The following is a 23,398-nucleotide window of genomic DNA, read 5'->3' as shown; positions in this document are numbered from 1 at the left end:
CCGCTGTTGTCATGACCAATCTTGGCGCTGTAACACGGCCAAGATCTCTTTGTGCACCTGCGCCATAGTCTGACTGGCATCGATCACCACGATAGACTCGTCTTGCTCGGCCAGTTGCAGGTAAGTTGCCCTGGCGCGCTCGAAGAAACTCAGCGCCTGCTGCTCGATTCTATCCAGGGCGCCTCTGTCTCTGGCGCGCTGCAAGCCAAGCTGAGGGTCTATGTCCAAATATAGCGTAAGGTCGGGTTTAAAATCTTTCAGGGTCGCATTGCTCACGGCCTCGACCAGCGGCATGAGTTGACGCCCGCCCCCTTGATAGGCCAGAGATGAGAGGTTATGACGATCGCCTAGCACCCAGTTCCCCTGGGCCAAAGCTGGTTTTATCACATTGGCCACCAGTTGCGCCCTGGCGGCATAGATAAGCAAACACTCTGACTCATCACACAGGGGATCGTTAGGATCGGCTATCTTTACCAGATCCCTAATGCGCTCGGCGAGCGGCGTACCGCCGGGCTCACGGGTACACACGGGCGCCTGGCCGTTATGTTTCTCGATAAAATCTCTCACCAGGGCAATGGCACTCGACTTGCCAGCCCCTTCCAGTCCTTCGATAACGATAAATTTCGCGCTGTCTTGCTTCATCGATTTCTCTGATACTTGTCTACAGCACGGTTGTGCTCGGTTAATGTTTTAGAAAATATATGGCTGCCGTCATTCTTCGACACGAAATAGAGGTAGTCGACATCGGCCGGGCGAGCCGCCGCCATCAAAGACGCGCCGCTCGGGGCCGCTATTGGGGTCGGCGTCAGGCCATGAATACGATAGGTGTTAAAAGGCGTATGTTCGCGTAGATCTTTGCGGGTAATATTGCCCTGATAGCGCTCACCCATGCCATAGATCACCGTAGGATCTGTCTGCAGGCGCATCCCCTTACGTAACCTATTGGTAAAGACCGCAGAAATCCAGGGACGCTCGCTGGCCTTGCCCGTCTCTTTCTCGATGATCGATGCCATGGTCAGCAGCTCATAGGGACTCTTAAGCGGGATACTCTGATCACGTTCCTGCCAGGCCCTGTCTAGCTCCTGTTGCATCTTTTGATAGCTCTGCTGCAGGATCACCTTGACCGAATCGCCATTGCCATAGTGGTAGGTGTCGGGGTAGAACTTGCCCTCGGGCAGCTTAGACTCATCGCCATTATCCTCCAGCACCTGCATAAAAGCCCCATCCTGCCATTTCAGGCGTGGTAACTGTTTGAGTTGTTCGCGCCACTCTTTGATACTCTGCCCTTCAACAAGGGTCACGGTAAAGACCATTTCCTTGCCCTGACGTAGCTTTTCAAGCAGCTCAACCACAGTGTCGTTGGGGGAGAGTTGATACAGACCGCTGCGGATCTTGGCAAGCTCTGGGCGCAACTTTACCAGTACCTTGAGCTTCCATAACTCGTCCACCGCACCGGTTTGTGCCAAGGCGTTCGCCATCTGTGAAAAGGAGGTACCACGCGCCACCTCAAACTCGACGGGGCTATCGAGCCTAAGCGGCATCTGGCCGTAACTCACTACGCTCTGATAGACCCAATACAGGCCAATCGCACTCAAGGTTAATAGGCTAAAGAGTGCGGTCAGCACACCTATGATCAGTTTTTTCATAATATTATTTTTAGATCGTGTAGCAATTGCTTTATCAAAGGACTATGGCCGAATGAATGCTCCGCGATGCCATTCACGGCGACCGCGCCAAACAGGCTGTTGCAGGCCAGAACATGGTCAAAATGCGCGAGTTCTTCCAGCGACACGCGGCGCACCTCAAGATTAAAGCCAGCCTCGACAAACCAGAGTAGCAACTGCTCGCGCATCACACCGGCAACCCCCGCCTGTTCCAGGCTTGGCGTAACTATGGTGCGTCCCTTAATAAAGAAGAGGTTAGCCATAGAGGCCTCGATGATATTGCCAGCCGTGTCGCAGACCAGCCAATCATCGAAGCCAACATCTAATTGATGTGTACGGATCAGCACTTGCTCGAGACGATTAAGATGCTTCATGCCCGCCAGCAGCGGCTGCTGACCAAGTGTCACCTGGCTAACTTGCAGCTTGATGCCATCAGCTTGCCACTGAAGGTAATGCGCGGGGATCTCATGCAGCGACAACACACAAGTCGGCGCGGGCGTTTGCGGCGGCATATAGCCACGCCCACCAGTGCCTCTGCTTATCAGGACCTTAAGACAATAATCTTGAGAGAACTGTTTAGCCCCTTGCTCGCAGGCCTTTGCTATTTGCTCTGTCAGCGCGGCTTCTGGCAGCGGTAACCCAAGACGATTAGCCCCTTGGGCCAAGCGAAGCAGATGGTTCTCTAAGAAGAGTACCTTAGTGCCTCTGCAGCGCATGGTGGCAAACAGGCCATCGCCGTAGGCGAGTCCCCTGTCGAACGCCGAAACACTGTCCTCTTGCTGACCGTTTACCCAGATAGCCTTCGACATCACTTGTCCTGGCTAATGCGGCTGGCAAGGGCTTCTTGTTGATCCCTGTACTTAGCGCTCTTGCGCTTATTGTAGGGGCGCGCAACGGGCGAACTTAGGCGCTCGAAGTTGAGGGCCCCTATGGTCATCATGGGCTTCAAGGCCAGGGGCAGCTTGCCGCTGTTGTAGAACTCAAGCACTATCTTTCCCTGCCAACCTGGGTCGATTCGATGAGCCGTGACATGCACCATGAGCCCGAGCCTTGCCAGGGAGGAGCGACCATCCAACCAGCCGACAATGTCGGCAGGCAGGGTCAGGCTCTCATGGGTCACCGCCAAGGCGAGCTCACCGGGATGGAGGAAAAACGCCTCTCCTTCCGGGATCACTATCTTGTCGCTCATCACCCTGTCTAGGGCCGCCTGAACCTCGGCCTTAGGACCGCTGAGATCGATATAGGGCGCCGTATGGTCTTGAAAGACGCGGAACTGATCGCCGAGTTTCACATCGACGCTGACACCATTGATGGCATCATTGCTCGGACGAGGCTCAAGGATAATAGACCCATCGTCCAGACATGCTTCAATCTCTAAATCCGTTAAACGCATCCCAGCCTAACTCCCCATATCAAGCGATTATTTTGCTAAAAGGTGCTGAATTCTCGCCTTTAATATATCGGTTGCGATGCGGTTTTTACCACCACGCGGCACGATAATATCGGCATATTGCTTAGAAGGATCGATAAATTGCAGGAACATAGGACGCACGGTCTGAGTGTACTGCTGCATCACGGACTCCATGGTACGGCCACGCTCGGCCACATCGCGGGTCAGGCGGCGCATGAAACAGATATCCAGTGGCGTATCCATGAAGACGCTGGCATCCATCTGTTCGCGCAGGTTAGGATCTGTCAGTAGCAAGATCCCCTCGAGAATGATCACCTTCTTCGGTGTCATGGTGACCGTCTCGGCCATACGGGTATGCTCGGTATAGCTGTATTGCGGGATCTCCACCGCCTCGCCATTTTTCAGGGTGCTGAGGTGTTCACACAGCAGCTGATGATCCAGCGCCTTTGGGTGATCGTAATTGGTCAAGACACGCTGATCCATCGACAGATGGCTCTGATCCTTATAGTAGGCATCCTCGGCGATAACCCCTATCTGATCCGTGCCTAGATCACGGCATAGCTCCTCGAAAATCGTCTTCGCGATTAGGCTCTTACCCGATGCCGATGCCCCTGCGATACCAATTATGACACATTGCGAATTCATGCTTTGTAAACCTTACTCATCATCTGAAATTGAAATAGATACGACACTCTGTGTCTGGCTCAGGGCAAGTTGTGCCCCCACCTTTCTGGCGATCTCCTTATACAACAAGGCCACCTGGCTCTCACCATCCGCCACCACGCTCGGCGTGCCTCTATCCACATCCTCGCGGATATTAAGTTGCAGCGGTAGCTGCCCCAATAGTGGTACATTGTAACGCGCAGCCATCTTAAGGCCGCCATCCTCACCGAAGAGGTGCTCCTTATGACCACAGTCGCTACAAATATGGAAACTCATGTTCTCGACGATTCCCAGCACGGGAATGTTGACCTTCTGGAACATGCTGATCCCCTTCTTGGCATCGGCCAGGGCGATATCTTGCGGGGTGGTAACCACCACGGCGCCGCTTACCGGTACCTTCTGTGACAGGGTCAGCTGAATGTCACCGGTTCCCGGTGGCATGTCGATCACCAGGTAATCCAACTCGGGCCACAGGGTCTCGTTTAACAGCTGCGCCAGTGCACCGGCCGCCATAGGGCCGCGCCATACGGCGGCCTCATCACCACTGACGATAAAACCGATCGACTGAGCGGCGATACCATGGGCCTCTGCGGCTGTCATCATCTTGCCGTCCGGTGAGACAGGGTTAAAGTTGGGCACACCCAGCATTAAAGGAATAGAGGGGCCATAGATATCGGCATCGAGAATCCCCACCTTGGCGCCTTCTGCCGCAAGCGCCAGCGCCAGGTTAACCGAGGTGGTCGACTTACCCACACCACCCTTACCCGAAGCGACGGCAATCACCTGCTTCACATTGGGTAATGGCTCGACGGCGCCCGATGAGATCACCGCGGGTTGGAAATCGATTTCACACTCGACCTCGTCAATGGCATCGAGCACCGCCAGCTTGTTGGTGAGCGCCATGACAGTATCGCGATACTGGCTCTGGCAGGGATAGGGGTAACACAACCCAAGCTGCAATCGCTTGCCTTCAATATCCAGCTTGGTCACGCAACCTGCGGTCACCAGACCTTGCATTAAATAGGGGTCTTGATGGGCATCTAAAATAGCCAAAACCGGACCGAGCAGATCATCACTAAGATGATAATTCTGAGACGCTGAAGACAAAACGACTACCTCCAAAAATAAATTTGGCTAAGTGTATCAGAAAAACTCATCATATTCGGATAGATTTAGTTCACTTAAAGCAGCTTTTGATGAAACTTTAGCGATGATCGGTTAGTATCTATGCCATTCTTTTTGGGCACTTACTGATTTAGAGACAAGATGGCAACTTCACAACGTAAAATTCTCGTGACCAGCGCACTACCGTACGCCAATGGCCCCATACATTTAGGTCACATGCTTGAATATATTCAAACCGATATCTGGGCGCGTTTTCAAAAGCTACGCGGCCACGAATGTCACTATATCTGTGCAGACGATGCCCACGGCACACCCATCATGCTTAAGGCACAGCAGCTGGGCATGGCGCCAGAGGAGATGATCGCTCAGGTACAGAAAGAGCATCAGCAGGATTTTGCCGACTTTAATATTCAGTTCGATAATTTCCACAGCACCCACAGCGACGAGAACCGCGAGCTGGCGAGCGAGATCTACCTCAAACTACGCGATGGCGGCTATATCAAGTCTAAGACCATCTCACAGCTATTCGATCCAGAAAAGTCTATGTTCCTGCCGGATCGCTTCGTTAAGGGAACCTGCCCTAAGTGTAAGTCAGTAGATCAATATGGCGACAACTGTGACAGCTGTGGCGCGACCTACAGCCCAACGGATCTGATCGATCCTAAGTCGGCGGTATCCGGTGCCACGCCGGTGATGAAAGAGACTGAGCATTTCTTCTTCGATCTGCCCGCCTTCGAAGAGATGCTGAAGGAGTGGACACGTTCAGGTTCACTGCAACAAGAGATGGCGAACAAGCTAGGCGAGTGGTTCGAACAAGGCCTGCAGCAGTGGGACATCACCCGTGACGCCCCTTACTTCGGTTTCGAGATCCCAGATGCACCGGGTAAATTCTTCTATGTGTGGCTAGACGCCCCTATCGGTTACATGGGCTCGTTCAAGAACCTGTGCGACAAACGTGGCGATCTTAACTTTGACGAGTTCTGGGCGAAAGACTCTACCGCCGAGGTTTACCACTTCATAGGTAAGGATATCGTCTACTTCCACAGCCTGTTCTGGCCAGCCATGCTCGAAGGCGCGGGATTCCGTAAGCCAAACAGCGTCTACGCTCACGGCTATGTGACGGTGAACGGCGCCAAGATGTCAAAATCTAAGGGCACCTTCATCAAGGCCAGAACCTATCTGGATAACCTGAACCCTGAGTACCTGCGTTACTACTACGCGGCTAAGCTCAGCAGCCGCATCGACGATCTCGACCTTAACCTGGAAGACTTCGCCCAGCGCGTCAACTCAGATCTAGTGGGTAAGCTGGTCAACCTCGCCTCTCGAACCGCTGGCTTTATCAGCAAGCGTTTCGACGGCAAGCTGGCCAAAGTCGCCGACACTAGCCTGACAGAGACCTTCCTCGCCAAGGCCGATGCCATCGCCGAGTTTTACGAGACTCGTGAATTTGGTAAGGCGATGCGTGAAATCATGGCTCTGGCTGATATTGCCAACGCCTATGTGGCCGATGCCGCCCCATGGCAACTGGTGAAGCAAGAAGATAAACAAGAGGAAGCCCATCAGGTATGTAGCAATGCGCTGAACCTGTTCCGCATCCTGGTGACCTACCTCAAGCCCGTGCTACCAAAACTGGCTCAGGATGTGGAAGCCTTCCTGCAACTTGAACTGACCTGGGCCGATCTGGCCAAGGATCTCAGCGGTCATGAGATCGCACCGTTCAAGGCCCTGATGCAGCGCGTCGAGATGAAGAACATCGAAGCCATCATAGAAGCATCGACCGAAAACCTGCAGGTGGCCGAGGCGCCTAAGAGCGAGCTTGACCTTGACCCTATCAGCGAAGAGATCAGCTTCGACGACTTCGTCAAGTTAGATCTGCGTATCGCCCGCATCGCCAAGGCGGAACATGTGCCTGAAGCCAACAAGCTACTTAAGCTGCAACTGGACCTAGGCGGCGTCACCAAGCAAGTGTTTGCCGGCATCAAGTCTGCTTATGCCCCGGAAGATCTGGAAGGCAAGCTGACCGTGATGGTGGCTAACCTGGCGCCGCGTAAGATGCGTTTCGGCATGTCTGAAGGCATGGTGCTTGCGGCGGGACCCGGCAAGAAAGATCTGTGGATCCTCGAGCCCCATGAAGGTGCCCAACCTGGCATGCGCGTTAAATAAGTCGCATTGTTCGGTACATAACCGAGATGACACAAGAAAGGCCGCTATTTAGCGGCCTTTTCTTTTAGATGCTGTGGATAAGCCAGCATTAGCATATAAGATCTCTACACAGGATTGTCGATATCCACGAAATGATGAATTAGACCAAACTCATTTGCCAGATGTTCGCCCAATGCCTTGATACCAAATCTTTCCGTGGCATGATGACCCGCAGCAAAGTAATGGATATCCTGCTCGACCGCGCTATGGAAGGTGCGCTCAGACACCTCACCGCTGATAAAGGCATCGACGCCCAAGTCCACGGCGATATCGATGTAATCTTGCGCCCCACCGCTGCACCAGGCCAGACGATGAATAGGCCTGTCGCTCACTCCCAGATGCAGGGCCTTACGGCCCAGAACACCCGCCAGGTGCTCGGCAAACGCACTCGGCGCCATAGGTTCATCGAGACGCCCCTGCCACACCAGTCCCTGGGCAACGCCCTCCACAGATTCGGCATCTATGATCCCAAGCTCCCGCGCCAGTTCGGCGTTATTGCCTAACATGGGATGACCGTCGAGCGGCAGATGATAACCATATAGGTTGATGTCATTGGTGATCAGCGACTTGATGCGACGATACTTCATCCCGGTAATGGTCTCAGGCTCTCCTTTCCAGAAGAAGCCATGGTGCACCAGCAAGGCATCGGCATTTAACTCAACCGCCCTGTCGATTAGTGCCTGACAGGCGGTCACCCCGGTGACAATCGTCTTGATCCGCTCTTTGCCCTCGACCTGTAACCCATTGGGGGCATAGTCCTTGTAGTTGCCTACCTGCAGAAATTCCGTGAGGTATCGAGTCAATGCTGTGCGATTCATCTAAGCTCCTCATATGAATCAAATAACTTTGGCCGTTCCAGCGCTCAAAGACTGAAAAAATGACCGTGACGATAGCGCCTAGTTTAGCCATATCTGGGCCTCAGTTCATAGAAATACGTTGAATTTCTGTGAAAATTGGACAATTCAGGCGTTTCGGCTATAAAATTAGGCCAAACCTTCAATTACACATTAAAAGAAATAGGTTAATACTATGTCAAAGTTGACCAAAGAAGAGGTGATCAGCGCACTCGAGGCTGCATTGAGTAAGACGCAGGGTAAGAGTGTCACTATCGAGCAGAAAGGAAGCTGGTATAAGATCGATGGTGGTAAGTCTCTTCGTTTTAGTGACTTAGAAGCTATGTTGGCTGAACAAGGTGAGCAAACTCCAGCGGCTAAGGCACCGGCGAAAGCGGAAAAGCCTAAGGCAGCTCCTAAGAAAGCGGCTCCAGCGAAAGCTGAAAAGCCTAAAGCTGCAGCGAAAGCCGCAAAGTCAACCTCAGGTGGCATGACACCTAAAGAGCTTTGGCGTGCTAAGCTGGCGGGTAAAGGACAGCTTCCTCGCGGCTTCTAAACAAGCAGCAATCCTCATAAGGATATGTCGCCATAAAAAAGGAGCCATTAGGCTCCTTTTTTATGCTTTCAAAACAAAATTTTTCTACATCGCCAGGTCGACTCGCACACTCCCCTGAAGATAAACGACGCGTACTTCGTCATCGACATTAAAAATCATTCCAGGGTCAAAATCCTGAATCACCATCACCTCTTGGCCATCTTCATAGCGAATCATCAACTCCACCAGTTTCAACTTCTGATAGTAATCACCGCCACTGCTATGGCCTAAGCCGCCACCAATCAAGGCGCCCAATACGGTTGCCACATCCTGACCGCTTCCGCCACCAAACTGATGACCTATGACGCCGCCGATCAAGGCGCCGCCAAATGTACGCCAGCCTTGGTTGCGATCTTCCACCAACTGACTCTGAGTAATATTACGTACCGAAATGACATGACCATACTCGACCTTCTCAACAGGAACGGCCTGGTTTCGCTCATAGGCGGCACAGGCAATGCTGCTCAGACCCAGGCTCGCAAACAAGATAAAAACTGACCAAATAGCGCGAAAGAGGCGGGCTGTAGGTTTCAACATAAGAGGTTTTCCGCTAACTTATAAAGAGGCCGATAACTAATTTTACTCAATTGTGAACTCACTGTCCTATTTAAATCATGAGCTGGCTAAGTTCCCTTCTCCGGAATTTGCGCTGACCGATCCAAATGGACTCTTGGCCATCGGCGGAGACCTGCACCCTAAACGGCTGCTCAACGCCTATTACGAGGGGATCTTTCCCTGGTTCAACGAGAACGACCCTATCCTCTGGTGGTCACCCGATCCCCGTGCCGTGTTTGTCCCCGGTGCGCTCAAGGTCAGCCGCAGCCTGAAACGTGATATAAAACGCCGTCAGTGGCGCTTCAGCGTTAACCGCGCCTTTAACAGTGTGATCGAGCACTGCGCCCTCACCCGTCAGGGTAAGGAAGGCACCTGGATCACCTTAGAGATCCAACAGGCCTATAAGGCACTGCACCAATACAATAAGGCCCATTCGATTGAAGTATGGGACGGCGAAAAACTGATCGGCGGCCTCTATGGCGTTGCCATTGGCCAGGTGTTTTGCGGCGAATCCATGTTTCACCTACAGAGCAATGCCTCCAAGGCGGCCATGGCTATGTTGCACCAGCACCTGTTATCACACAGGTACAGGCTGATCGATGCCCAGGTCATGAATCCCCATCTGGCCTCACTGGGCGCCAAGGCGTTAAAGCGAACCGACTTCATCAACCTGTTGAAGCGCTTTCGCGATATCGAGGTCGCCAGCGATGCCTGGCACCCACAAGAGGTGCAGCTTGAACTCTAGGTCCGACACCATACAGGTAGGTATGACACATACCTTCGATTGCAGCTACCTGCCGGGCAAGCAGGAACAGCTGTTAGTGCTGCAGGAAGAATCACTCGACCTCACCCTGTTTGAGAAGCTTTTAGCACTCGGATTTCGTCGTAGCGGCGAGACCATCTATAAACCTCATTGCCCTCACTGTCAGGCATGTCTACCCATTCGCATTCCGGCCGCTCGCTTTACACCATCACGAAGGCAGAAGCGCACCTTGAAACAGAATAAAGATGTCAGCTGGAGCCTGGTCGATACCTGCACCGAAGAACACTATGCACTCTATGAGAGATATATAAAGGCGCGCCATCACGACGGTCCCATGTACCCGCCATCGAGAGAACAGTACGATCATTTCGTGCAGTGCAGCTGGCATCCACCAAAGCTGCTTGAACTAAGGCTCGACGATGAGCTGATAGGCGTGGCGGTCACAGACGTGTTACCAAACAGCCTGTCGGCCATCTACAGCTTCTTTGACCCTGAGCTCGACAAACGCTCCCTGGGTTCCTTGATGATTCTGTTGCAGTGCGATCTCGCCAGACAGATGCACAAGGAGCATGTTTATCTGGGTTATCAGATCAATGAGTCACGTAAGATGAATTACAAGACGGCCTACCATCCCTACGAGATATTGACTGCAAATGGTTGGCAGCGAAACGAATAAGTGCGCCTAATTAGAAAAAATAAAGCAAACAGATATTTGCCCAGATAACGAACACCTCTTTACAGAAGCGGTAATTTGCGGCATGATACGCCCGTTTTTAATATTTGAAGGCTAACAGGATAACTGATTAATGGCGAAAGAAGACAACATTGAGATGCAAGGCACTATTCTTGAAACCTTGCCAAATACAATGTTTCGAGTAGAGCTAGAGAATGGTCACGTAGTAATCGCCCATATCTCAGGCAAAATGCGTAAAAACTACATCCGTATTCTTACGGGTGATAAGGTCACAGTTCAGCTGACCCCTTATGATTTGAGCAAAGGGCGCATCGTCTTCCGTTCACGCTAAACGTTAGCTTACCTATGATAAAAACCGGCAATGCCGGTTTTTTTGTTCCTAATCGAAAGCGCAACTGGCAGAAATAACATAACCCCGCCCAAGGCGAATCGGATTGATAGGCCAAATCATGAAAAAAAGGCTGCAGATGCAGCCTTTTTCTTTATGCCTTTGTCAGCTTTTCCGGTCGCTCGACCTTTATGCTCAGCTTATCACCGTCAACATCCACATGGGCAATACCGCCCTTCTCTAGCTTACCGAAGAGGATCTCATCGGCCAGTGGCCGCTTAATCATCTCGGTGACTACACGAGCCATAGGCCGTGCACCCATCGCCTTATCATAGCCCTTCTCGGCCAGTAAGGTTCTGGCATCATCGCTCACATCCAGCACCACAGATTTCTCATCCAATTGCGCCTGCAGTTCGACCAGGAACTTGTCGACCACCTTGGCGATAACCGTCATATCCAGATGGTTGAACCAGATGATCTCATCCAAGCGGTTTCTAAACTCGGGCGAGAAGACGCGGTTGATCTCAGACAAAGCATCCTGGCTGTGATCTTGCTGCTTGAAGCCGATGGATTTACGCACCGTCTCCTGCACGCCGGCGTTGGTGGTCATCACTAGGGTCACGTGTCTAAAGTCCGCCTTGCGGCCATTATTATCGGTCAGGGTACCGTGGTCCATCACCTGCAGCAGCAGGTTATAGACATCCGGGTGAGCCTTTTCGATCTCATCGAGCAGTACCACGCAATGTGGGTTCTTGATCACCGCATCGGTCAGCAAGCCCCCCTGATCGTAACCAACATAGCCTGGCGGCGCACCGATAAGACGAGACACGGTATGACTCTCCATATACTCGGACATGTCGAAACGCACCAACTTAAGGCTGAGACAGGACGCCAGCTGGCTGGTGACCTCTGTCTTACCCACACCTGTCGGGCCGGCAAACAGGAAGCTACCCACAGGTTTGTGGGCACCACTCAGGCCACTGCGTGACAGACGAATCGCCGAGCTTAAGGCTTCAATCGCCTTATCTTGGCCAAACACTACCATCTTGAGATTCCGCTCTAGGTTCTTCAGCATATCCTTGTCGGTTGCCGATACCGTCTTCTCCGGAATACGCGCCATCTTAGCAATGATAGACTCTATCTCCGCCTGTCCTATGGTTTTCTTGCGCTTGCTCGTTGGCTGCATCGCCATGCGTGCACCCGCCTCGTCGATCACGTCGATCGCCTTATCGGGCAGATGTCTGTCGTTAATATGTTTATCCGCCAGACGCGCCGCCACCGACAGGGCCGCTAGGGTATAGCGTACGCCGTGATGCTCCTCATACTTGCTCTTGAGACCTTGTAGAATCTTGGTGGTCTCTGCCACCGAAGGCTCGTTAATATCGACCTTCTGGAAACGTCTGGCCAGGGCGCGATCTTTCTCGAAGATGCTCTGATATTCCTGGAAGGTGGTTGAGCCCATACAGCGCAGGTTACCGCTAGAGAGCAGAGGCTTAAGCAAGTTAGACGCATCCATCACACCACCAGACGCCGCCCCTGCCCCGATAATAGTGTGGATCTCATCGATAAACAGAATGGCGTGTTTATCTTGAGCAAGCTCTTTAAGCAAACTCTTAAAGCGCTTCTCAAAGTCGCCACGATATTTGGTGCCCGCCAGCAAGGCGCCGAGATCCAGGGAATAAACAGTAGCATCTGTCATCACCTCTGGGACTTCCTCATTAACGATACGATAGGCCAGCCCCTCGGCAATCGCCGTCTTACCGACACCGGCCTCACCGACCAATAGCGGGTTATTCTTGCGACGGCGACACAGGATCTGAATCGAACGTTCTATCTCATCTGAGCGGCCGATTAAAGGATCGATATTGCCTTTACGGGCCTCCTCGTTAAGATTGGCGGTAAATTGCGACAGTTTGCTGCGCTCTTCCGATTCGCTGTGATCTTCAATCTGCTCGGGTTCCTGAGCATTATCCAGCTCATCACGGGCCACGCCGTGGGAGATGTAGTTGACCACATCAAGACGGGTGATCTCGCCGTTACGCAACAGATATACCGCCTGAGACTCCTGCTCACTAAATATGGCCACCAGCACGTTGGCACCGGTCACCTCATTACGACCCGAAGATTGCACATGAAAGACGGCGCGCTGCAGCACACGCTGAAAGCCTAAGGTTGGCTGGGTTTCTCTGTCGTCGTTGGGATCGCTGATGATAGGTGTAGTCTGTTCGATAAAGCTCGACACCTCTTCTCTTAACTTGTCTAGATTAGCACCGCAGGCGAGCAGCGCCTCTTGAGCCGCAGGATTATCGATTAACGCCAATAGCAGATGCTCTACGGTCATGTATTCGTGTCGCGCGTCTCTGGCTTGTTGAAATGCCAGATTCAAGGTGACCTCTAAATCTTTATTTAACATAAGCACCCCCTAAAATAATCACAAAACTTCGATATTCAGGCTTTCTCTAAAGAACACAGTAACGGATGTTGGTTTTGCCTTGCAAACTGATTTACCTGTGCGACCTTGGTTTCTGCAATGCCGAAAGGGAAAATGCCGCAAATGCCCTTACCCTGATGATGGATTGCCAACATGATATCTGTGGCTTCTTGTTCATTTTTATTAAAAAAGAGTTGTAACACCTCGATGACAAAGTCCATCGGGGTATAGTCGTCGTTATTTAAGATCACTTTGTACATCGAAGGCGGCATGAGTTCAGTTTCCGCACGCTCTTCAATATGCTCAATATTACCTACTTTACCCATATTTCAATATTAGCCTCTAGTTTTGGCTTCTTCCAAAAGTTGCTGACCACCCGGGATAAACCTGTTACTCATCCGACCATTAGAAGCAATTGCTGACGAATTCGGCGCAAATGTTGCCTTTTTGTTAAATTGGTCTTGACATCCGCTTTTACTGGTTTCATTCTGTTCATCGAGCGGTGAATTTACCCCGCCTCATAAGTTTTACTATCTTACCGGTCAGTAAACAACAGAAGGAAGTGGAAGTATGGCAAACGGAACTGTGAAATGGTTCAACAACGCCAAAGGATTCGGGTTTATCTGCCCTGAAGCTGGTGGTGAAGACGTTTTCGCACACTATTCTACCATTGAAATGGAAGGCTATCGAACTCTAAAAGCAGGCCAATCAGTCCAATTCGAGGTGGAACAGGGGCCTAAAGGGATGCACGCGTCAGCGATATCGCCCACTAAATAGTGGGACCAAAACAAAAAAGGCAGGGTTATCCCTGCCTTTTTTATTGCTGTTTTTTCACCGCTAACAGAAACCTACAAAGCAATAAAAAAGGGCGCCATGGCGCCCTCTTTCTTTTATACCTAAGGTTAGCCGACCATCTGGTTCAGCGTCGCACTCGGACGCATCGCCTTTGCCGCCTTAACGGCATCCAGACGGTAGTAACCGCCCAAATCAACCGCAGGGCCCTGAGCACCATTTAACTCGGCAACTATCTTAGCTTCGTTACTGGTTAAGGCTTCGGCTAGCGGTGCAAACTGCGCCTTTAGCTCACCGTCAGTCTCCTGAGCGGCCAGAGCCAGAGCCCAGTACATCGCCAGGTAGAAGTGGCTACCACGGTTATCCAGCTCACCCACACGACGCGAAGGCGAGCGGTTCTCATCGAGGAACTTACCGATAGCGTTATCCAGCGCATCGGCCAATACCTGTGCCTTAGGATTGTCGTAGTTCTGGCTCAGGTGTTCGAGTGAGGCGCCCAGTGCCAGGAATTCACCCAGAGAGTCCCAACGCAGATGACCCTCTTTCTCGACCTGCTGAACATGCTTAGGCGCACTACCGCCGGCACCTGTCTCAAACAGTCCACCACCACTCATTAGCGGCACGATTGACAGCATCTTGGCGCTGGTACCCAGCTCAAGGATCGGGAAGAGATCGGTGAGGTAGTCACGCAGTACGTTACCCGTTACCGAGATGGTATCCAGACCTTGCTTGATGCGCTCCAGTGAGAAGCGAGTCGCCGCTACAGGCGCCATGATGTGGATCTCTAGTCCATCGGTGTCGTGCTCAGGCAGATACTTGTTCACCTTGGCAATCAGCTGTGCGTCGTGGGCACGGTTCTCGTCTAACCAGAACACGGCTGGCGTAGATGACAGGCGCGCACGGTTAACGGCTAGCTTAACCCAGTCACGGATAGGCGCATCTTTAACCTGACACATTCTCCAGATGTCACCGGCTTCGACGTCGTGAGACATCAATAGGTTACCGGCGGCATCGACAACCTTGACCACACCGTCGGCGGCGATTTCGAAGGTCTTGTCATGGCTACCATATTCTTCTGCCTTCTGAGCCATCAGACCCACGTTTGGCACGCTGCCCATGGTGGTTGGATCGAAGGCGCCATTTTCTTTACAGAATTGGATAGTTTCCTGGTATACACCTGCATAGCAACGATCTGGGATCAGTGCCTTAGTATCCTTCAGCTTGCCATCTGGCCCCCACATCTGGCCCGAAGAGCGGATCGCCGCAGGCATAGAGGCATCGATGATCACATCGCTTGGCACATGCAGGTTAGTGATACCACGGTCTGAATCGACCATAGCTAGGGCAGGACGCTCGGCGTAGATAGCGGCGATATCGGCTTCTATCTCGGCCTTCTTGTCGGCTGGCAGGCTAGCTATCTTGGCATAGACATCACCGAAACCATTGTTAACATCCACGCCCAGCTCTTCAAACAGCTCGCCATGCTTATCAAACAGTGACTTGTAGAATACCTTGACCGCATGACCGAACATGATAGGGTCTGACACCTTCATCATGGTCGCCTTAAGGTGCAGAGACAGCAATACATCTTCGGCCTTAGCGGCTTCGATTTCGCGTTCCATGAAGGCGACCAGGGCTTTCTTGCTCATGGTCGATGCGTCAATCACCTCACCGGCCAGTAACTTAAGACCAGCTTTCAGTGTCTTGCTGCTACCATCTTTTCCTTCGAACAGGATATCTATGCTGGTTGGCTCGGCAACAGTCACCGACTGCTCGCTACCGTAGAAATCGCCCGCTTCCATGTGTGCAACATGAGACTTAGAATCGCTGCTCCAGGCACCCATTGAGTGTGGGTTCTTCTTGGCATAGTTCTTCACAGAAGTCGGGGCGCGGCGGTCTGAGTTACCTTCACGCAGTACTGGGTTAACGGCACTACCTTTGATCTTGTCATAACGCGCCTTAATATCGGCTTCTGCGTCATTTTGCGGCTCATCAGGGTAGTTAGGCAGTGCATACCCCTTATCTTGCAGCTCCTTGATACAGGCCTTTAGCTGTGGAATCGAGGCGCTGATGTTAGGCAGCTTGATGATGTTGGCTTCTGGCTTAGTGGCCAGCTCACCCAGTTCGGCAAGGGCGTCAGAGATCTGCTGTTCTGGGGTTAAAAATTCGGGGAAATTGGCAATAACGCGGCCAGATAAAGAGATGTCGCGAGTCTCGACGCCGACACCGGCGGCTGCGGTGAAATGCTTGATTATAGGTAACAGAGAGAGGGTCGCGAGAGCCGGAGCTTCATCTGTCTCCGTATAGATGATCGTTGGATTATCGTTCATTATTACTTCCTACGTTTTTGTAAAATAAATCGTTTATGAATCAAACAACTATGATGTCATTATTATAATTTTACGATGGCGAATGCGAGGCATGAAAAGGAGAAACTGCAAGGGTGAACGCCCTGGGGCCATGCCCTGACACTTAAACCGATTTAATGCAAAACAAAGCGCGGTTAACATCTCAAAAGCTGTTCACGTTTTGCTATCGATCACATTTAGTTGGCCGACATCATAAATCATTCACGCCAATATTCAAATTCCACTAATGGCCAATGCACAGTACAATGTCAGCATTAGCATACACTCAGCCAAAAGTTTGCCTCGTGACCCAAAAAACACCCGGAGCCAATAAGCCAGTAAATCAACGCAGGGGCGCAAGAAAAGACGCCACATCGTCCCAATCTCCTGACTTCAATGCCAAGGGGAATCATCGCCAGCACAAGCAGGGTTCGGCTGCAACATCGGCAAAAAGTGCCAAGACTAAAGGTCACTACAAGCCCCGTCCCAAAGGCAAGCTAGGGGCTAAGCAGAAGCCCAGGCCGCAAAACCCAGTCATCGTTTTGTTTAACAAGCCCTTCGATGTCTTGTGCCAGTTCACCGATGAGCAAGGCCGTCAGACATTGAAGGATTTCATCCCGATTCAAGATGTCTACGCCGCCGGCAGGCTCGACAGAGACAGCGAAGGCTTACTGCTACTCACCAACGACGGTCAGCTGCAGTCGCGCATCACAGAACCAAAGAAGAAAACCAATAAGACCTACTGGGTTCAGGTAGAAGGCATTCCCAGCGACGAGGCGATTCAGGCATTGAGAGAGGGCGTCACCCTAAAGGATGGTCCGACTCTGCCCGCCAAGGTCGAGCGCATCGACGAGCCGAACATCTGGCCCCGTAACCCGCCGGTGAGAGAGCGTAAACAGATCCCCACCAGCTGGCTGGCGATCACCATCTGCGAGGGACGTAATCGTCAGGTCAGGCGCATGACCGCCCACGTGGGCTACCCGACCCTAAGATTGATTCGTTATAAAATAGGTCAATGGAGCCTGGATGAGATCGCAAACGGTGAATATAAGGTGCTGCCCCAATCCTAAAGAGGTAATAGATGGAACGTTATAAACCCAATGTCACCGTAGCCTGCGTCATCAATTGTGACGACAAATACCTGATGGTCGAGGAGTTAATCGACGGCAAGCTCACCTATAACCAACCCGCGGGTCATCTAGAAGCCTTTGAGAGCCTTGAGCAGGCCTGCGAGCGCGAGGTTTGGGAAGAGACAGGTCTTGCCGTCAAGCCTGAGTCGCTAATCAACATCTATCAATTTCAGGCAAGTGAAGAGCTAGCCTTCTTGCGCTTCACCTATGCCAGCATCTTAGATGAGGCGATTACGCCAAAGCCCCAAGACAGCGCGATTCGCCGCGCCCTGTGGATGACGCTCGATGAGATAACCCAGCTTAAAAGCCAACTCAGAAGCCCCCTGGTACTACAATGTATTCACGACTTTCGTCAGGGAAAACTCTTTTCGACTCAAGTGGTCAATAGCCGCTTTCTCTAGTTAGCCCAAAGTCACATTGCATGATAGAATATGCCCCCGCATATTATGGTGACGGTTTTTCCGGCAATTAGTGCGCAATTTACTTGTAAGAAGGCACTCTGCTAAGTAGGCCAATGAGCTTGCTCAATCACAGAAAACGTCACCATAGCTACACGAATTTAATGGTTTTTAGGATTTATGGCAGCAATCGAACCCAATCCAAACGGTAAAAAAGTGATCGTCGGTATGTCCGGCGGTGTCGACTCATCTGTTTCGGCGTATCTCCTCATGCAACAGGGCTATCAGGTCGAAGGCCTGTTCATGAAAAACTGGGAAGAAGACGATACCGACGAATATTGCGCCGCCGCCGAAGATCTTAAAGATGCCCAAGCCGTTTGCGACAAACTCGGGATCAAGCTACACACGGTTAACTTTGCCGCCGAATACTGGGACAACGTGTTCGAGTACTTCCTCGCCGAATACAAGGCAGGACGTACCCCTAACCCAGATATCATGTGCAACAAAGAGATCAAGTTTAAGGCATTTCTCGAGTTTGCCGACGACATCCTGGACGCCGACTACATTGCCATGGGCCACTATGTGCGCCGCAGCGATGCCTCGGGCCAGAGCCAGATGCTACGTGGCGTCGACGGCAACAAAGATCAGAGCTACTTCCTCTACACCTTGAGCCATGAGCAGATCGCCCGCTCCCTGTTCCCTGTGGGTGAACTGGAAAAGAATGAAGTGCGCGAGATCGCCAAGAAGATGGGACTGGTTACCCATGACAAGAAGGACAGCACAGGCATCTGCTTTATCGGCGAGCGCAAGTTCACCGATTTTCTACGCACCTTCCTGCCTGCGCAGCCCGGCAAGATAGAGACAGCCGAAGGCGAAGTCATAGGCGAACACCAAGGCTTGATGTACCACACCCTAGGTCAGCGTAAGGGCCTGGGCATCGGGGGCATGAAGAACAGCAACGACGATCCTTGGTATGTGGTAGACAAAGATCTCGATCGCAACGTGTTAGTTGTCGGTCAAGGTGGCAATCACCCTCGCCTCATGTCAGTGGGTTTCCATGCCGATCAGCTGCACTGGGTAGACAGGAAAGGGCCTAAAGATGGCGCCAAGATCACAGTCAAGACACGTTACCGTCAGCAGGATGTGCCCTGCACCCTCACCTATGAAGGGGACGATCGCATCAAGGTGATCTTCGACGAGCCGGTTGCGGCAGTAACCCCTGGTCAGTCCGCCGTATTCTACGACGGCGAGGTCTGCCTGGGCGGCGGTATCATAGACAGCCTGATTAGAGAGTAAGCCGTGAGCGAGCCGATTTTCGACAGAACCATGGCCTTTGCCGGTATATTGCAGGCGATAGGTCAGGTACAAAAGGTGGCCAGACACGGCCAGGCAGATGATGAGATGCTTGGCGCCTGTCTAAATACTATCATGGTGACCAATCCAGATAGCACTGCCGATGTATATCAAGACAAAGTTGCACTGAATCGCGGCTACCAACTGGTGTTGAACCAGCTGGGCGATGATAAGCTGAAAGATGTCGAGGTGACCCGCTACCTGATCGGTATCCTGGCCCTGGAGCGTAAGCTGTCACGCAACTCAAACGCCATGGGCATGTTGGCCGAGCGCATTAACCAAGTACACCGCCAACTGCACCACTTTGCCATTACCGACGAGCAGGTAGTCGCCAACTTCGCCGGCATCTACAGCGATATAATCAGCACCTTAGGCCCCAAGATACAGATCTCTGGCAATCCCGAGTATCTGAAACAGCCTATGGTGCAACATAAGATACGCGCCCTGCTGCTGGCTGCCATGCGCAGCGCAGTCTTGTGGCGCCAACTTGGAGGCAAGCGCAGGCACCTTGTCTTCTCGCGAAAAACAATAGTTGATACAGCTAAGAAAAGCCTCACCCTATAAATAATAAGTTAAGTTCATTAAAGGAGCTTCTAATGGAACTTTCCGCACTAACTGCTATCTCTCCGGTAGACGGTCGTTATGGTAGTAAAACCGCCTCATTGCGAGGGATTTTCAGCGAGTACGGCCTGACCAAATACCGTGTTCAAGTCGAAATAAACTGGCTAAAGCTGCTTTCCAGCTGCCCAGAAATTGAAGAAGTTCCTCCTTTTAGCGAAGCCGCACTGGCCTTACTCGACCAGATCAAAGACAACTTCAGCGAAGAAGACGCGCTACGCGTAAAGGCCATCGAGGCCACCACCAACCACGATGTGAAGGCTGTTGAGTACTTCATCAAAGAGAAGATCGCAGACAACAGCGAACTGGTCGCCATCGGAGAGTTTGTTCACTTCGCCTGTACCTCAGAAGATATTAACAACCTGTCTCACGGCCTGATGCTTAGCGAAGCCCGCGAGCAGGTGCTGGTGCCATACTGCCAGCAGATCGTCGATGGCGTGAAGAAACTGGCCAGCGAATACCGCTCTGTACCGCTAATGTCACGTACCCATGGCCAGCCAGCCTCGCCTTCTACACTAGGTAAAGAGATGGCTAACGTTGCCGTGCGTCTCGAGCGTCAGCTTAAGCAGATCCAAGCGGTTGAGATCATGGGTAAGATCAATGGCGCCGTGGGTAACTACAACGCTCACCTGTCGGCCTACCCTGAAGTTGACTGGCACACGCTGTCAGAACGTTTCGTGACCAGCCTGGGCCTTAACTGGAACCCATACACCACACAGATCGAGCCACACGATTACATTGCAGAACTGTTCGACGCCGTCGCCCGTTTCAATACCGTGCTGATCGATTTTGACCGCGACATCTGGGGTTATATCGCCCTGGGTCACTTCAAACAGAAGACGGTAGCCGGCGAAATCGGTTCATCGACCATGCCGCACAAGGTTAACCCTATCGATTTCGAGAACTCAGAGGGTAACCTGGGTATTGCTAACGCCCTAATGCAGCACCTGGCGGCGAAACTGCCTGTGTCTCGCTGGCAGCGCGACCTGACCGACTCGACCGTACTACGTAACCTGGGTGTCGGCATGGCGCACTCGCTGATCGCTTATCAGGCAACCCTGAAGGGCATCGGCAAGCTCGAAGTGAACGAGACACACCTGCGTGAAGAGCTAGATCAAAACTGGGAAGTATTGGCCGAGCCAGTACAGACGGTTATGCGCCGCTACGGCATCGAGAAGCCTTACGAGAAACTCAAAGAGCTAACTCGTGGTAAGCGTATCGATGGCGAGCAACTGGCTCAGTTCATCGACTCTCTCGAGCTACCAAGCGACGTGAAGGTTGAGCTGAAGAAGATGACGCCTGCCAACTACATTGGCCGTGCCGAAGCGTTTGTGGATGATCTCAAGTAGTCATCCCTGAAACCTAGTAAAGGCGGTAGGCAGCAGCTTACCGCCTTTTTATTTCAGGAATATCTAGTTTCCGCAAAACCTAGTTTCAGGAAGATGCTGTTTCCTGAATATGTGATTTACGGATTATGTTATTTTCGGCATATACTGCCCCTTAATTATTCAGGCCTGATGAGCTACGCCATGTATACACCCGACTTCGATACCCTAGAGTTTTTAGCCCATCATTGGCAGAAGCAGCCTCTGGTGATCAAAGGCGCCTTCGCACACTTTCAAGACCCTATCGCCCCCGATGAACTGGCGGGACTCGCCTGCGAAGAGGAAGTCGCCTCGCGCATTGTCCTGACCAAAAAAGATAACTGGGAGATCATCCAGGGTCCCATCGAAGATTACAGCCCCTTTGGCGATGCCAACTGGCAGCTCCTGGTTCAGGCTGTCAACCACTGGTATCCAGATGTAGAGCCCCTGGTAAGCGCCTTTCGTTTCATCCCCGACTGGCGCTTCGACGATCTCATGGTCTCCTACGCCACGCCCGGCGGTGGTGTCGGCCCTCACATAGACAACTATGATGTCTTCTTGCTGCAGGGTGAAGGCAGACGACGCTGGAAGGTCGGTGCCAAGGGACAATACTCACCCCGTGGCGGCGATACTCACACGGCACTTATCGATGATTTCGAGCCCATACTGGATGTTGTGCTCGAGGCCGGCGACATGCTCTATATCCCGCCAGGCTTTCCCCACCGTGGTGAGACCCTGGAGACGGCGCTGAGCTACTCCATAGGTTTTCGCGCGCCCAGCCAGCAGGAGCTCTTTAGCAGCATAGCCGATCACTTGATCGACACCAACGGCGGCAACAAGCGCTTTACCTCGAATCAGGAACCCGCAAGCCCTAGCCTGCTGAGCATCGAGCAGCAAGAAGGCATGTTAGCCCTGGTCTCTGAGATCTTATCTCAGCCCGAACACTATCAGACGGTGCTGGGCCAGACCCTGAGTCAGAACCGCTTCGAGCTGGATCTGGCTGAGCAAGAGGATAATTACACCCTAGAAGAGCTGCTTGAGGCCGTGGAAGATGGCGCCAGCATACAGCGCATCGGCGGGCTTAAGGTAATTCGTCTCGAAGGCGATAAACTTGTCAGGCTCTTTATCAATGGCGAGATCTACGACTTTAATGAAGCCAATGCCTCGAATGAAGAGCTCATGCTGTTAGCCGATCAGTTTAGCTTCGAGGGCGAGCAGGCACTGAGCCTGTGCCAGCATGAGGCCATAGGGCAATATTTTGTCTGGCTGCTCAACTCGGGCTACGCCTACCTGGCCTAGCGAGTATTTAAAAGCCAGTAAATGCTCCCGAGAAAGAGTAGAACAGCAGAACACAAAAAGCCGCCTCATATGGGCGGCTTTTTATTGAAATTAACACTCGTATTTCAAGCGCATTTTAAAGGCGCGATTAAACACAATGGCTGTTTAAAACGCTTAGCCTTCTTTCCACAATTTTTCGTCGTTATGGATCTGATACAGGCTCTCGGCACGTGACACCAACAGCTGAGCAAATTGAGCCTGAGTCTTATCTTTTACGGCACCAGATTTAATCAGGTTTTCCGCTTTAAGCTGCCACATCATAGAGAAATGACGAATCGCATCGCGCGCGGTGGCGGCGACCTGAACATCCACATAATCTGAAGGCAAATCACCAGACATCACCCAAAAGGTCTGCGGCTTTGGCTGCTTAGCCTCCATCTTCCAGACCGCGAGGAAAGGCGCAAGGTAACGGCTCTCTTCGGCAATCACTTTACTTGGGATGACCCCTTTTTCTGCCAGAAAGCGGTTTGCTTTCTGGAAATGCTCTTTAACCCATTGTTGTGTAAGGGCTTCTTGTTCTTCTGGAGTGAGTGGTTTAGTGTTTTCGACTGCTTGTTCCGTCATACTGCTTCCTATTGTTATAGTTATGCTGTGAAGGGCGAAATAGTGCTGACAAGCTGCATATTGAGTGAAAATTCACACACAACTTTACGTTAACGTAAAGTGGAAAGCAAAATTGCCACGCCGATCACAATTAATCCCAATCTTTGCTTTGTTGAGAGTATCGCTAAATGCTATCGTTCTGCAATAAATATAACAAGCCGTCGAAGGCGCCTCTATGGCATTCGGCGTT

At 52.0% G+C, this 23,398-nt stretch carries 24 protein-coding genes; 12 read left to right on the top strand and 12 right to left on the bottom strand.

Annotation, left to right across the window (positions count from 1 at the left end):
• Positions 1-9 precede the first annotated feature (9 nt).
• From tmk to apbC, 6 genes are read right to left on the bottom strand one after another with little or no spacing between them, the layout of a single operon-like run.
• Positions 10-642 carry a dTMP kinase gene (gene tmk / locus GNT65_RS07595; protein ID WP_160794916.1) on the bottom strand — a complete coding sequence of 211 codons (633 nt, stop codon included), beginning with the start codon at positions 640-642 and terminating at the stop codon, positions 10-12.
• Positions 639-1,646 carry an endolytic transglycosylase MltG gene (gene mltG / locus GNT65_RS07590; protein WP_160794914.1) on the bottom strand — a complete coding sequence of 336 codons (1,008 nt, stop codon included), beginning with the start codon at positions 1,644-1,646 and terminating at the stop codon, positions 639-641. Before mltG ends, tmk begins: the two co-directional genes overlap by 4 nt.
• Positions 1,643-2,473 carry an aminodeoxychorismate lyase gene (pabC, locus tag GNT65_RS07585; protein ID WP_160794912.1) on the bottom strand — a complete coding sequence of 277 codons (831 nt, stop codon included), beginning with the start codon at positions 2,471-2,473 and terminating at the stop codon, positions 1,643-1,645. Before pabC ends, mltG begins: the two co-directional genes overlap by 4 nt.
• Positions 2,473-3,057 carry a dCTP deaminase gene (gene dcd / locus GNT65_RS07580; RefSeq protein ID WP_160794910.1) on the bottom strand — a complete coding sequence of 195 codons (585 nt, stop codon included), beginning with the start codon at positions 3,055-3,057 and terminating at the stop codon, positions 2,473-2,475. Before dcd ends, pabC begins: the two co-directional genes overlap by 1 nt.
• Positions 3,058-3,084: 27 nt before the next feature.
• Positions 3,085-3,720: a uridine kinase gene (udk, locus tag GNT65_RS07575; protein WP_160794908.1), complete on the bottom strand. Its 636-nt coding sequence runs from the start codon at positions 3,718-3,720 to the stop codon at positions 3,085-3,087.
• 12 nt (positions 3,721-3,732) lie between these two features.
• Positions 3,733-4,845 (bottom strand): iron-sulfur cluster carrier protein ApbC, encoded by a 1,113-nt coding sequence (gene apbC, locus GNT65_RS07570; RefSeq protein ID WP_160794906.1) that lies wholly within the window; start codon positions 4,843-4,845, stop codon positions 3,733-3,735.
• A gap of 159 nt (positions 4,846-5,004) precedes the next feature.
• Here apbC and metG point away from each other — a divergent pair, with 159 nt between their 5' ends.
• Positions 5,005-7,026 carry a methionine--tRNA ligase gene (metG, locus tag GNT65_RS07565; protein WP_160794904.1) on the top strand — a complete coding sequence of 674 codons (2,022 nt, stop codon included), beginning with the start codon at positions 5,005-5,007 and terminating at the stop codon, positions 7,024-7,026.
• 104 nt (positions 7,027-7,130) lie between these two features.
• Here the strand turns inward: metG and GNT65_RS07560 are convergent, their stop codons facing one another.
• Positions 7,131-7,883: a Nif3-like dinuclear metal center hexameric protein gene (locus GNT65_RS07560; protein WP_160794902.1), complete on the bottom strand. Its 753-nt coding sequence runs from the start codon at positions 7,881-7,883 to the stop codon at positions 7,131-7,133.
• A 211-nt stretch (positions 7,884-8,094) separates the two neighbouring features.
• On the opposite strand from GNT65_RS07560, the gene GNT65_RS07555 reads away from it, so the two are divergent.
• Positions 8,095-8,454: a hypothetical protein gene (locus tag GNT65_RS07555; RefSeq protein ID WP_160794900.1), complete on the top strand. Its 360-nt coding sequence runs from the start codon at positions 8,095-8,097 to the stop codon at positions 8,452-8,454.
• 84 nt (positions 8,455-8,538) lie between these two features.
• Here GNT65_RS07555 and GNT65_RS07550 read toward each other — a convergent pair whose 3' ends face one another.
• Complete coding sequence (locus GNT65_RS07550) at positions 8,539-9,030, bottom strand: outer membrane lipoprotein (RefSeq protein WP_160794898.1); 492 nt, start codon at positions 9,028-9,030, stop codon at positions 8,539-8,541.
• A gap of 52 nt (positions 9,031-9,082) precedes the next feature.
• Between GNT65_RS07550 and aat the strand changes: the two genes are divergently transcribed.
• The 3 genes from aat (at position 9,083) to infA (ending at position 10,836) form a co-directional block, all read left to right on the top strand.
• Entirely contained in the window at positions 9,083-9,793 is a 711-nt protein-coding gene (gene aat, locus GNT65_RS07545) for a leucyl/phenylalanyl-tRNA--protein transferase (protein ID WP_160794896.1), read from the top strand.
• Positions 9,783-10,487, top strand: coding sequence for an arginyltransferase (locus tag GNT65_RS07540; protein WP_160794894.1), 705 nt, complete (start codon positions 9,783-9,785; stop codon positions 10,485-10,487). The genes aat and GNT65_RS07540 overlap by 11 nt, the downstream gene beginning before the upstream one ends.
• Before the next feature lie 130 nt (positions 10,488-10,617).
• Positions 10,618-10,836 (top strand): translation initiation factor IF-1, encoded by a 219-nt coding sequence (infA, locus tag GNT65_RS07535; RefSeq protein ID WP_011865366.1) that lies wholly within the window; start codon positions 10,618-10,620, stop codon positions 10,834-10,836.
• A 151-nt stretch (positions 10,837-10,987) separates the two neighbouring features.
• Here infA and clpA read toward each other — a convergent pair whose 3' ends face one another.
• Positions 10,988-13,246: an ATP-dependent Clp protease ATP-binding subunit ClpA gene (gene clpA / locus GNT65_RS07530; RefSeq protein WP_160794892.1), complete on the bottom strand. Its 2,259-nt coding sequence runs from the start codon at positions 13,244-13,246 to the stop codon at positions 10,988-10,990.
• 35 nt (positions 13,247-13,281) lie between these two features.
• On the bottom strand, positions 13,282-13,590 hold the full coding sequence (gene clpS, locus GNT65_RS07525; RefSeq protein ID WP_160794890.1) for an ATP-dependent Clp protease adapter ClpS: 309 nt from the start codon (positions 13,588-13,590) through the stop codon (positions 13,282-13,284).
• A gap of 244 nt (positions 13,591-13,834) precedes the next feature.
• Between clpS and cspD the strand changes: the two genes are divergently transcribed.
• Positions 13,835-14,041 carry a cold shock domain-containing protein CspD gene (gene cspD, locus GNT65_RS07520; RefSeq protein WP_011865363.1) on the top strand — a complete coding sequence of 69 codons (207 nt, stop codon included), beginning with the start codon at positions 13,835-13,837 and terminating at the stop codon, positions 14,039-14,041.
• Positions 14,042-14,166: 125 nt separating this feature from the next.
• Here the strand turns inward: cspD and GNT65_RS07515 are convergent, their stop codons facing one another.
• The gene (locus GNT65_RS07515; protein ID WP_160794888.1) at positions 14,167-16,386 is read right to left on the bottom strand and encodes an NADP-dependent isocitrate dehydrogenase; all 2,220 of its coding nucleotides are present in this window, start codon (positions 16,384-16,386) and stop codon (positions 14,167-14,169) included.
• Between the two features lie 272 nt (positions 16,387-16,658).
• Between GNT65_RS07515 and rluE the strand changes: the two genes are divergently transcribed.
• The 6 genes from rluE to GNT65_RS07485 all read left to right on the top strand — a co-directional run bounded on the left by rluE (position 16,659) and on the right by GNT65_RS07485 (position 22,566).
• Positions 16,659-17,474 carry a 23S rRNA pseudouridine(2457) synthase RluE gene (gene rluE, locus GNT65_RS07510; RefSeq protein ID WP_160794886.1) on the top strand — a complete coding sequence of 272 codons (816 nt, stop codon included), beginning with the start codon at positions 16,659-16,661 and terminating at the stop codon, positions 17,472-17,474.
• 11 nt (positions 17,475-17,485) lie between these two features.
• Entirely contained in the window at positions 17,486-17,935 is a 450-nt protein-coding gene (locus GNT65_RS07505; protein ID WP_160794884.1) for an NUDIX hydrolase, read from the top strand.
• Positions 17,936-18,112: 177 nt separating this feature from the next.
• Positions 18,113-19,228: a tRNA 2-thiouridine(34) synthase MnmA gene (gene mnmA, locus GNT65_RS07500; protein ID WP_160794882.1), complete on the top strand. Its 1,116-nt coding sequence runs from the start codon at positions 18,113-18,115 to the stop codon at positions 19,226-19,228.
• Positions 19,229-19,231: 3 nt separating this feature from the next.
• Entirely contained in the window at positions 19,232-19,849 is a 618-nt protein-coding gene (gene hflD / locus GNT65_RS07495) for a high frequency lysogenization protein HflD (RefSeq protein ID WP_160794880.1), read from the top strand.
• 32 nt (positions 19,850-19,881) lie between these two features.
• Positions 19,882-21,252, top strand: a complete 1,371-nt coding sequence (gene purB, locus GNT65_RS07490) for an adenylosuccinate lyase (protein WP_160794878.1) — start codon at positions 19,882-19,884, stop codon at positions 21,250-21,252.
• 180 nt (positions 21,253-21,432) lie between these two features.
• A complete protein-coding gene (locus GNT65_RS07485) occupies positions 21,433-22,566 on the top strand; it encodes a ribosomal protein uL16 3-hydroxylase (protein WP_160794876.1) in 1,134 nt (377 codons plus the stop codon).
• Positions 22,567-22,719: 153 nt separating this feature from the next.
• On the opposite strand, the gene GNT65_RS07480 is transcribed toward GNT65_RS07485, so the two are convergent.
• Positions 22,720-23,169, bottom strand: coding sequence for a DUF4826 family protein (locus GNT65_RS07480; RefSeq protein ID WP_160794874.1), 450 nt, complete (start codon positions 23,167-23,169; stop codon positions 22,720-22,722).
• Positions 23,170-23,398: the final 229 nt, after the last annotated feature.

Origin of the sequence: Shewanella insulae, from assembly GCF_009831655.1 — a bacterium.
GTDB classification, from domain to species: Bacteria; Pseudomonadota; Gammaproteobacteria; order Enterobacterales; family Shewanellaceae; genus Shewanella; species Shewanella insulae.
The sequence above is the reverse complement of the archived record's forward strand: the minus strand, read 5'-3'. Positions and strand labels throughout refer to the sequence as shown.

Bases quoted from the DNA above. Each gene is read 5' to 3' on its own strand.
- infA (WP_011865366.1), top strand. From the start codon at position 10,618: ATGGCGAAAGAAGACAACATTGAGATGCAAGGCACTATTCTTGAAACC.
- mnmA (WP_160794882.1), top strand. From the start codon at position 18,113: ATGGCAGCAATCGAACCCAATCCAAACGGTAAAAAAGTGATCGTCGGT.
- udk (WP_160794908.1), bottom strand. From the start codon at position 3,720: ATGAATTCGCAATGTGTCATAATTGGTATCGCAGGGGCATCGGCATCG.
- cspD (WP_011865363.1), top strand. From the start codon at position 13,835: ATGGCAAACGGAACTGTGAAATGGTTCAACAACGCCAAAGGATTCGGG.
- GNT65_RS07550 (WP_160794898.1), bottom strand. From the start codon at position 9,030: ATGTTGAAACCTACAGCCCGCCTCTTTCGCGCTATTTGGTCAGTTTTT.
- GNT65_RS07555 (WP_160794900.1), top strand. From the start codon at position 8,095: ATGTCAAAGTTGACCAAAGAAGAGGTGATCAGCGCACTCGAGGCTGCA.
- GNT65_RS07505 (WP_160794884.1), top strand. From the start codon at position 17,486: ATGGAACGTTATAAACCCAATGTCACCGTAGCCTGCGTCATCAATTGT.
- clpA (WP_160794892.1), bottom strand. From the start codon at position 13,246: ATGTTAAATAAAGATTTAGAGGTCACCTTGAATCTGGCATTTCAACAA.
- clpS (WP_160794890.1), bottom strand. From the start codon at position 13,590: ATGGGTAAAGTAGGTAATATTGAGCATATTGAAGAGCGTGCGGAAACT.
- metG (WP_160794904.1), top strand. From the start codon at position 5,005: ATGGCAACTTCACAACGTAAAATTCTCGTGACCAGCGCACTACCGTAC.
- dcd (WP_160794910.1), bottom strand. From the start codon at position 3,057: ATGCGTTTAACGGATTTAGAGATTGAAGCATGTCTGGACGATGGGTCT.
- GNT65_RS07485 (WP_160794876.1), top strand. From the start codon at position 21,433: ATGTATACACCCGACTTCGATACCCTAGAGTTTTTAGCCCATCATTGG.
- GNT65_RS07515 (WP_160794888.1), bottom strand. From the start codon at position 16,386: ATGAACGATAATCCAACGATCATCTATACGGAGACAGATGAAGCTCCG.
- mltG (WP_160794914.1), bottom strand. From the start codon at position 1,646: ATGAAAAAACTGATCATAGGTGTGCTGACCGCACTCTTTAGCCTATTA.
- GNT65_RS07480 (WP_160794874.1), bottom strand. From the start codon at position 23,169: ATGACGGAACAAGCAGTCGAAAACACTAAACCACTCACTCCAGAAGAA.
- pabC (WP_160794912.1), bottom strand. From the start codon at position 2,473: ATGTCGAAGGCTATCTGGGTAAACGGTCAGCAAGAGGACAGTGTTTCG.
- GNT65_RS07560 (WP_160794902.1), bottom strand. From the start codon at position 7,883: ATGAATCGCACAGCATTGACTCGATACCTCACGGAATTTCTGCAGGTA.
- rluE (WP_160794886.1), top strand. From the start codon at position 16,659: ATGCACAGTACAATGTCAGCATTAGCATACACTCAGCCAAAAGTTTGC.
- purB (WP_160794878.1), top strand. From the start codon at position 19,882: ATGGAACTTTCCGCACTAACTGCTATCTCTCCGGTAGACGGTCGTTAT.
- tmk (WP_160794916.1), bottom strand. From the start codon at position 642: ATGAAGCAAGACAGCGCGAAATTTATCGTTATCGAAGGACTGGAAGGG.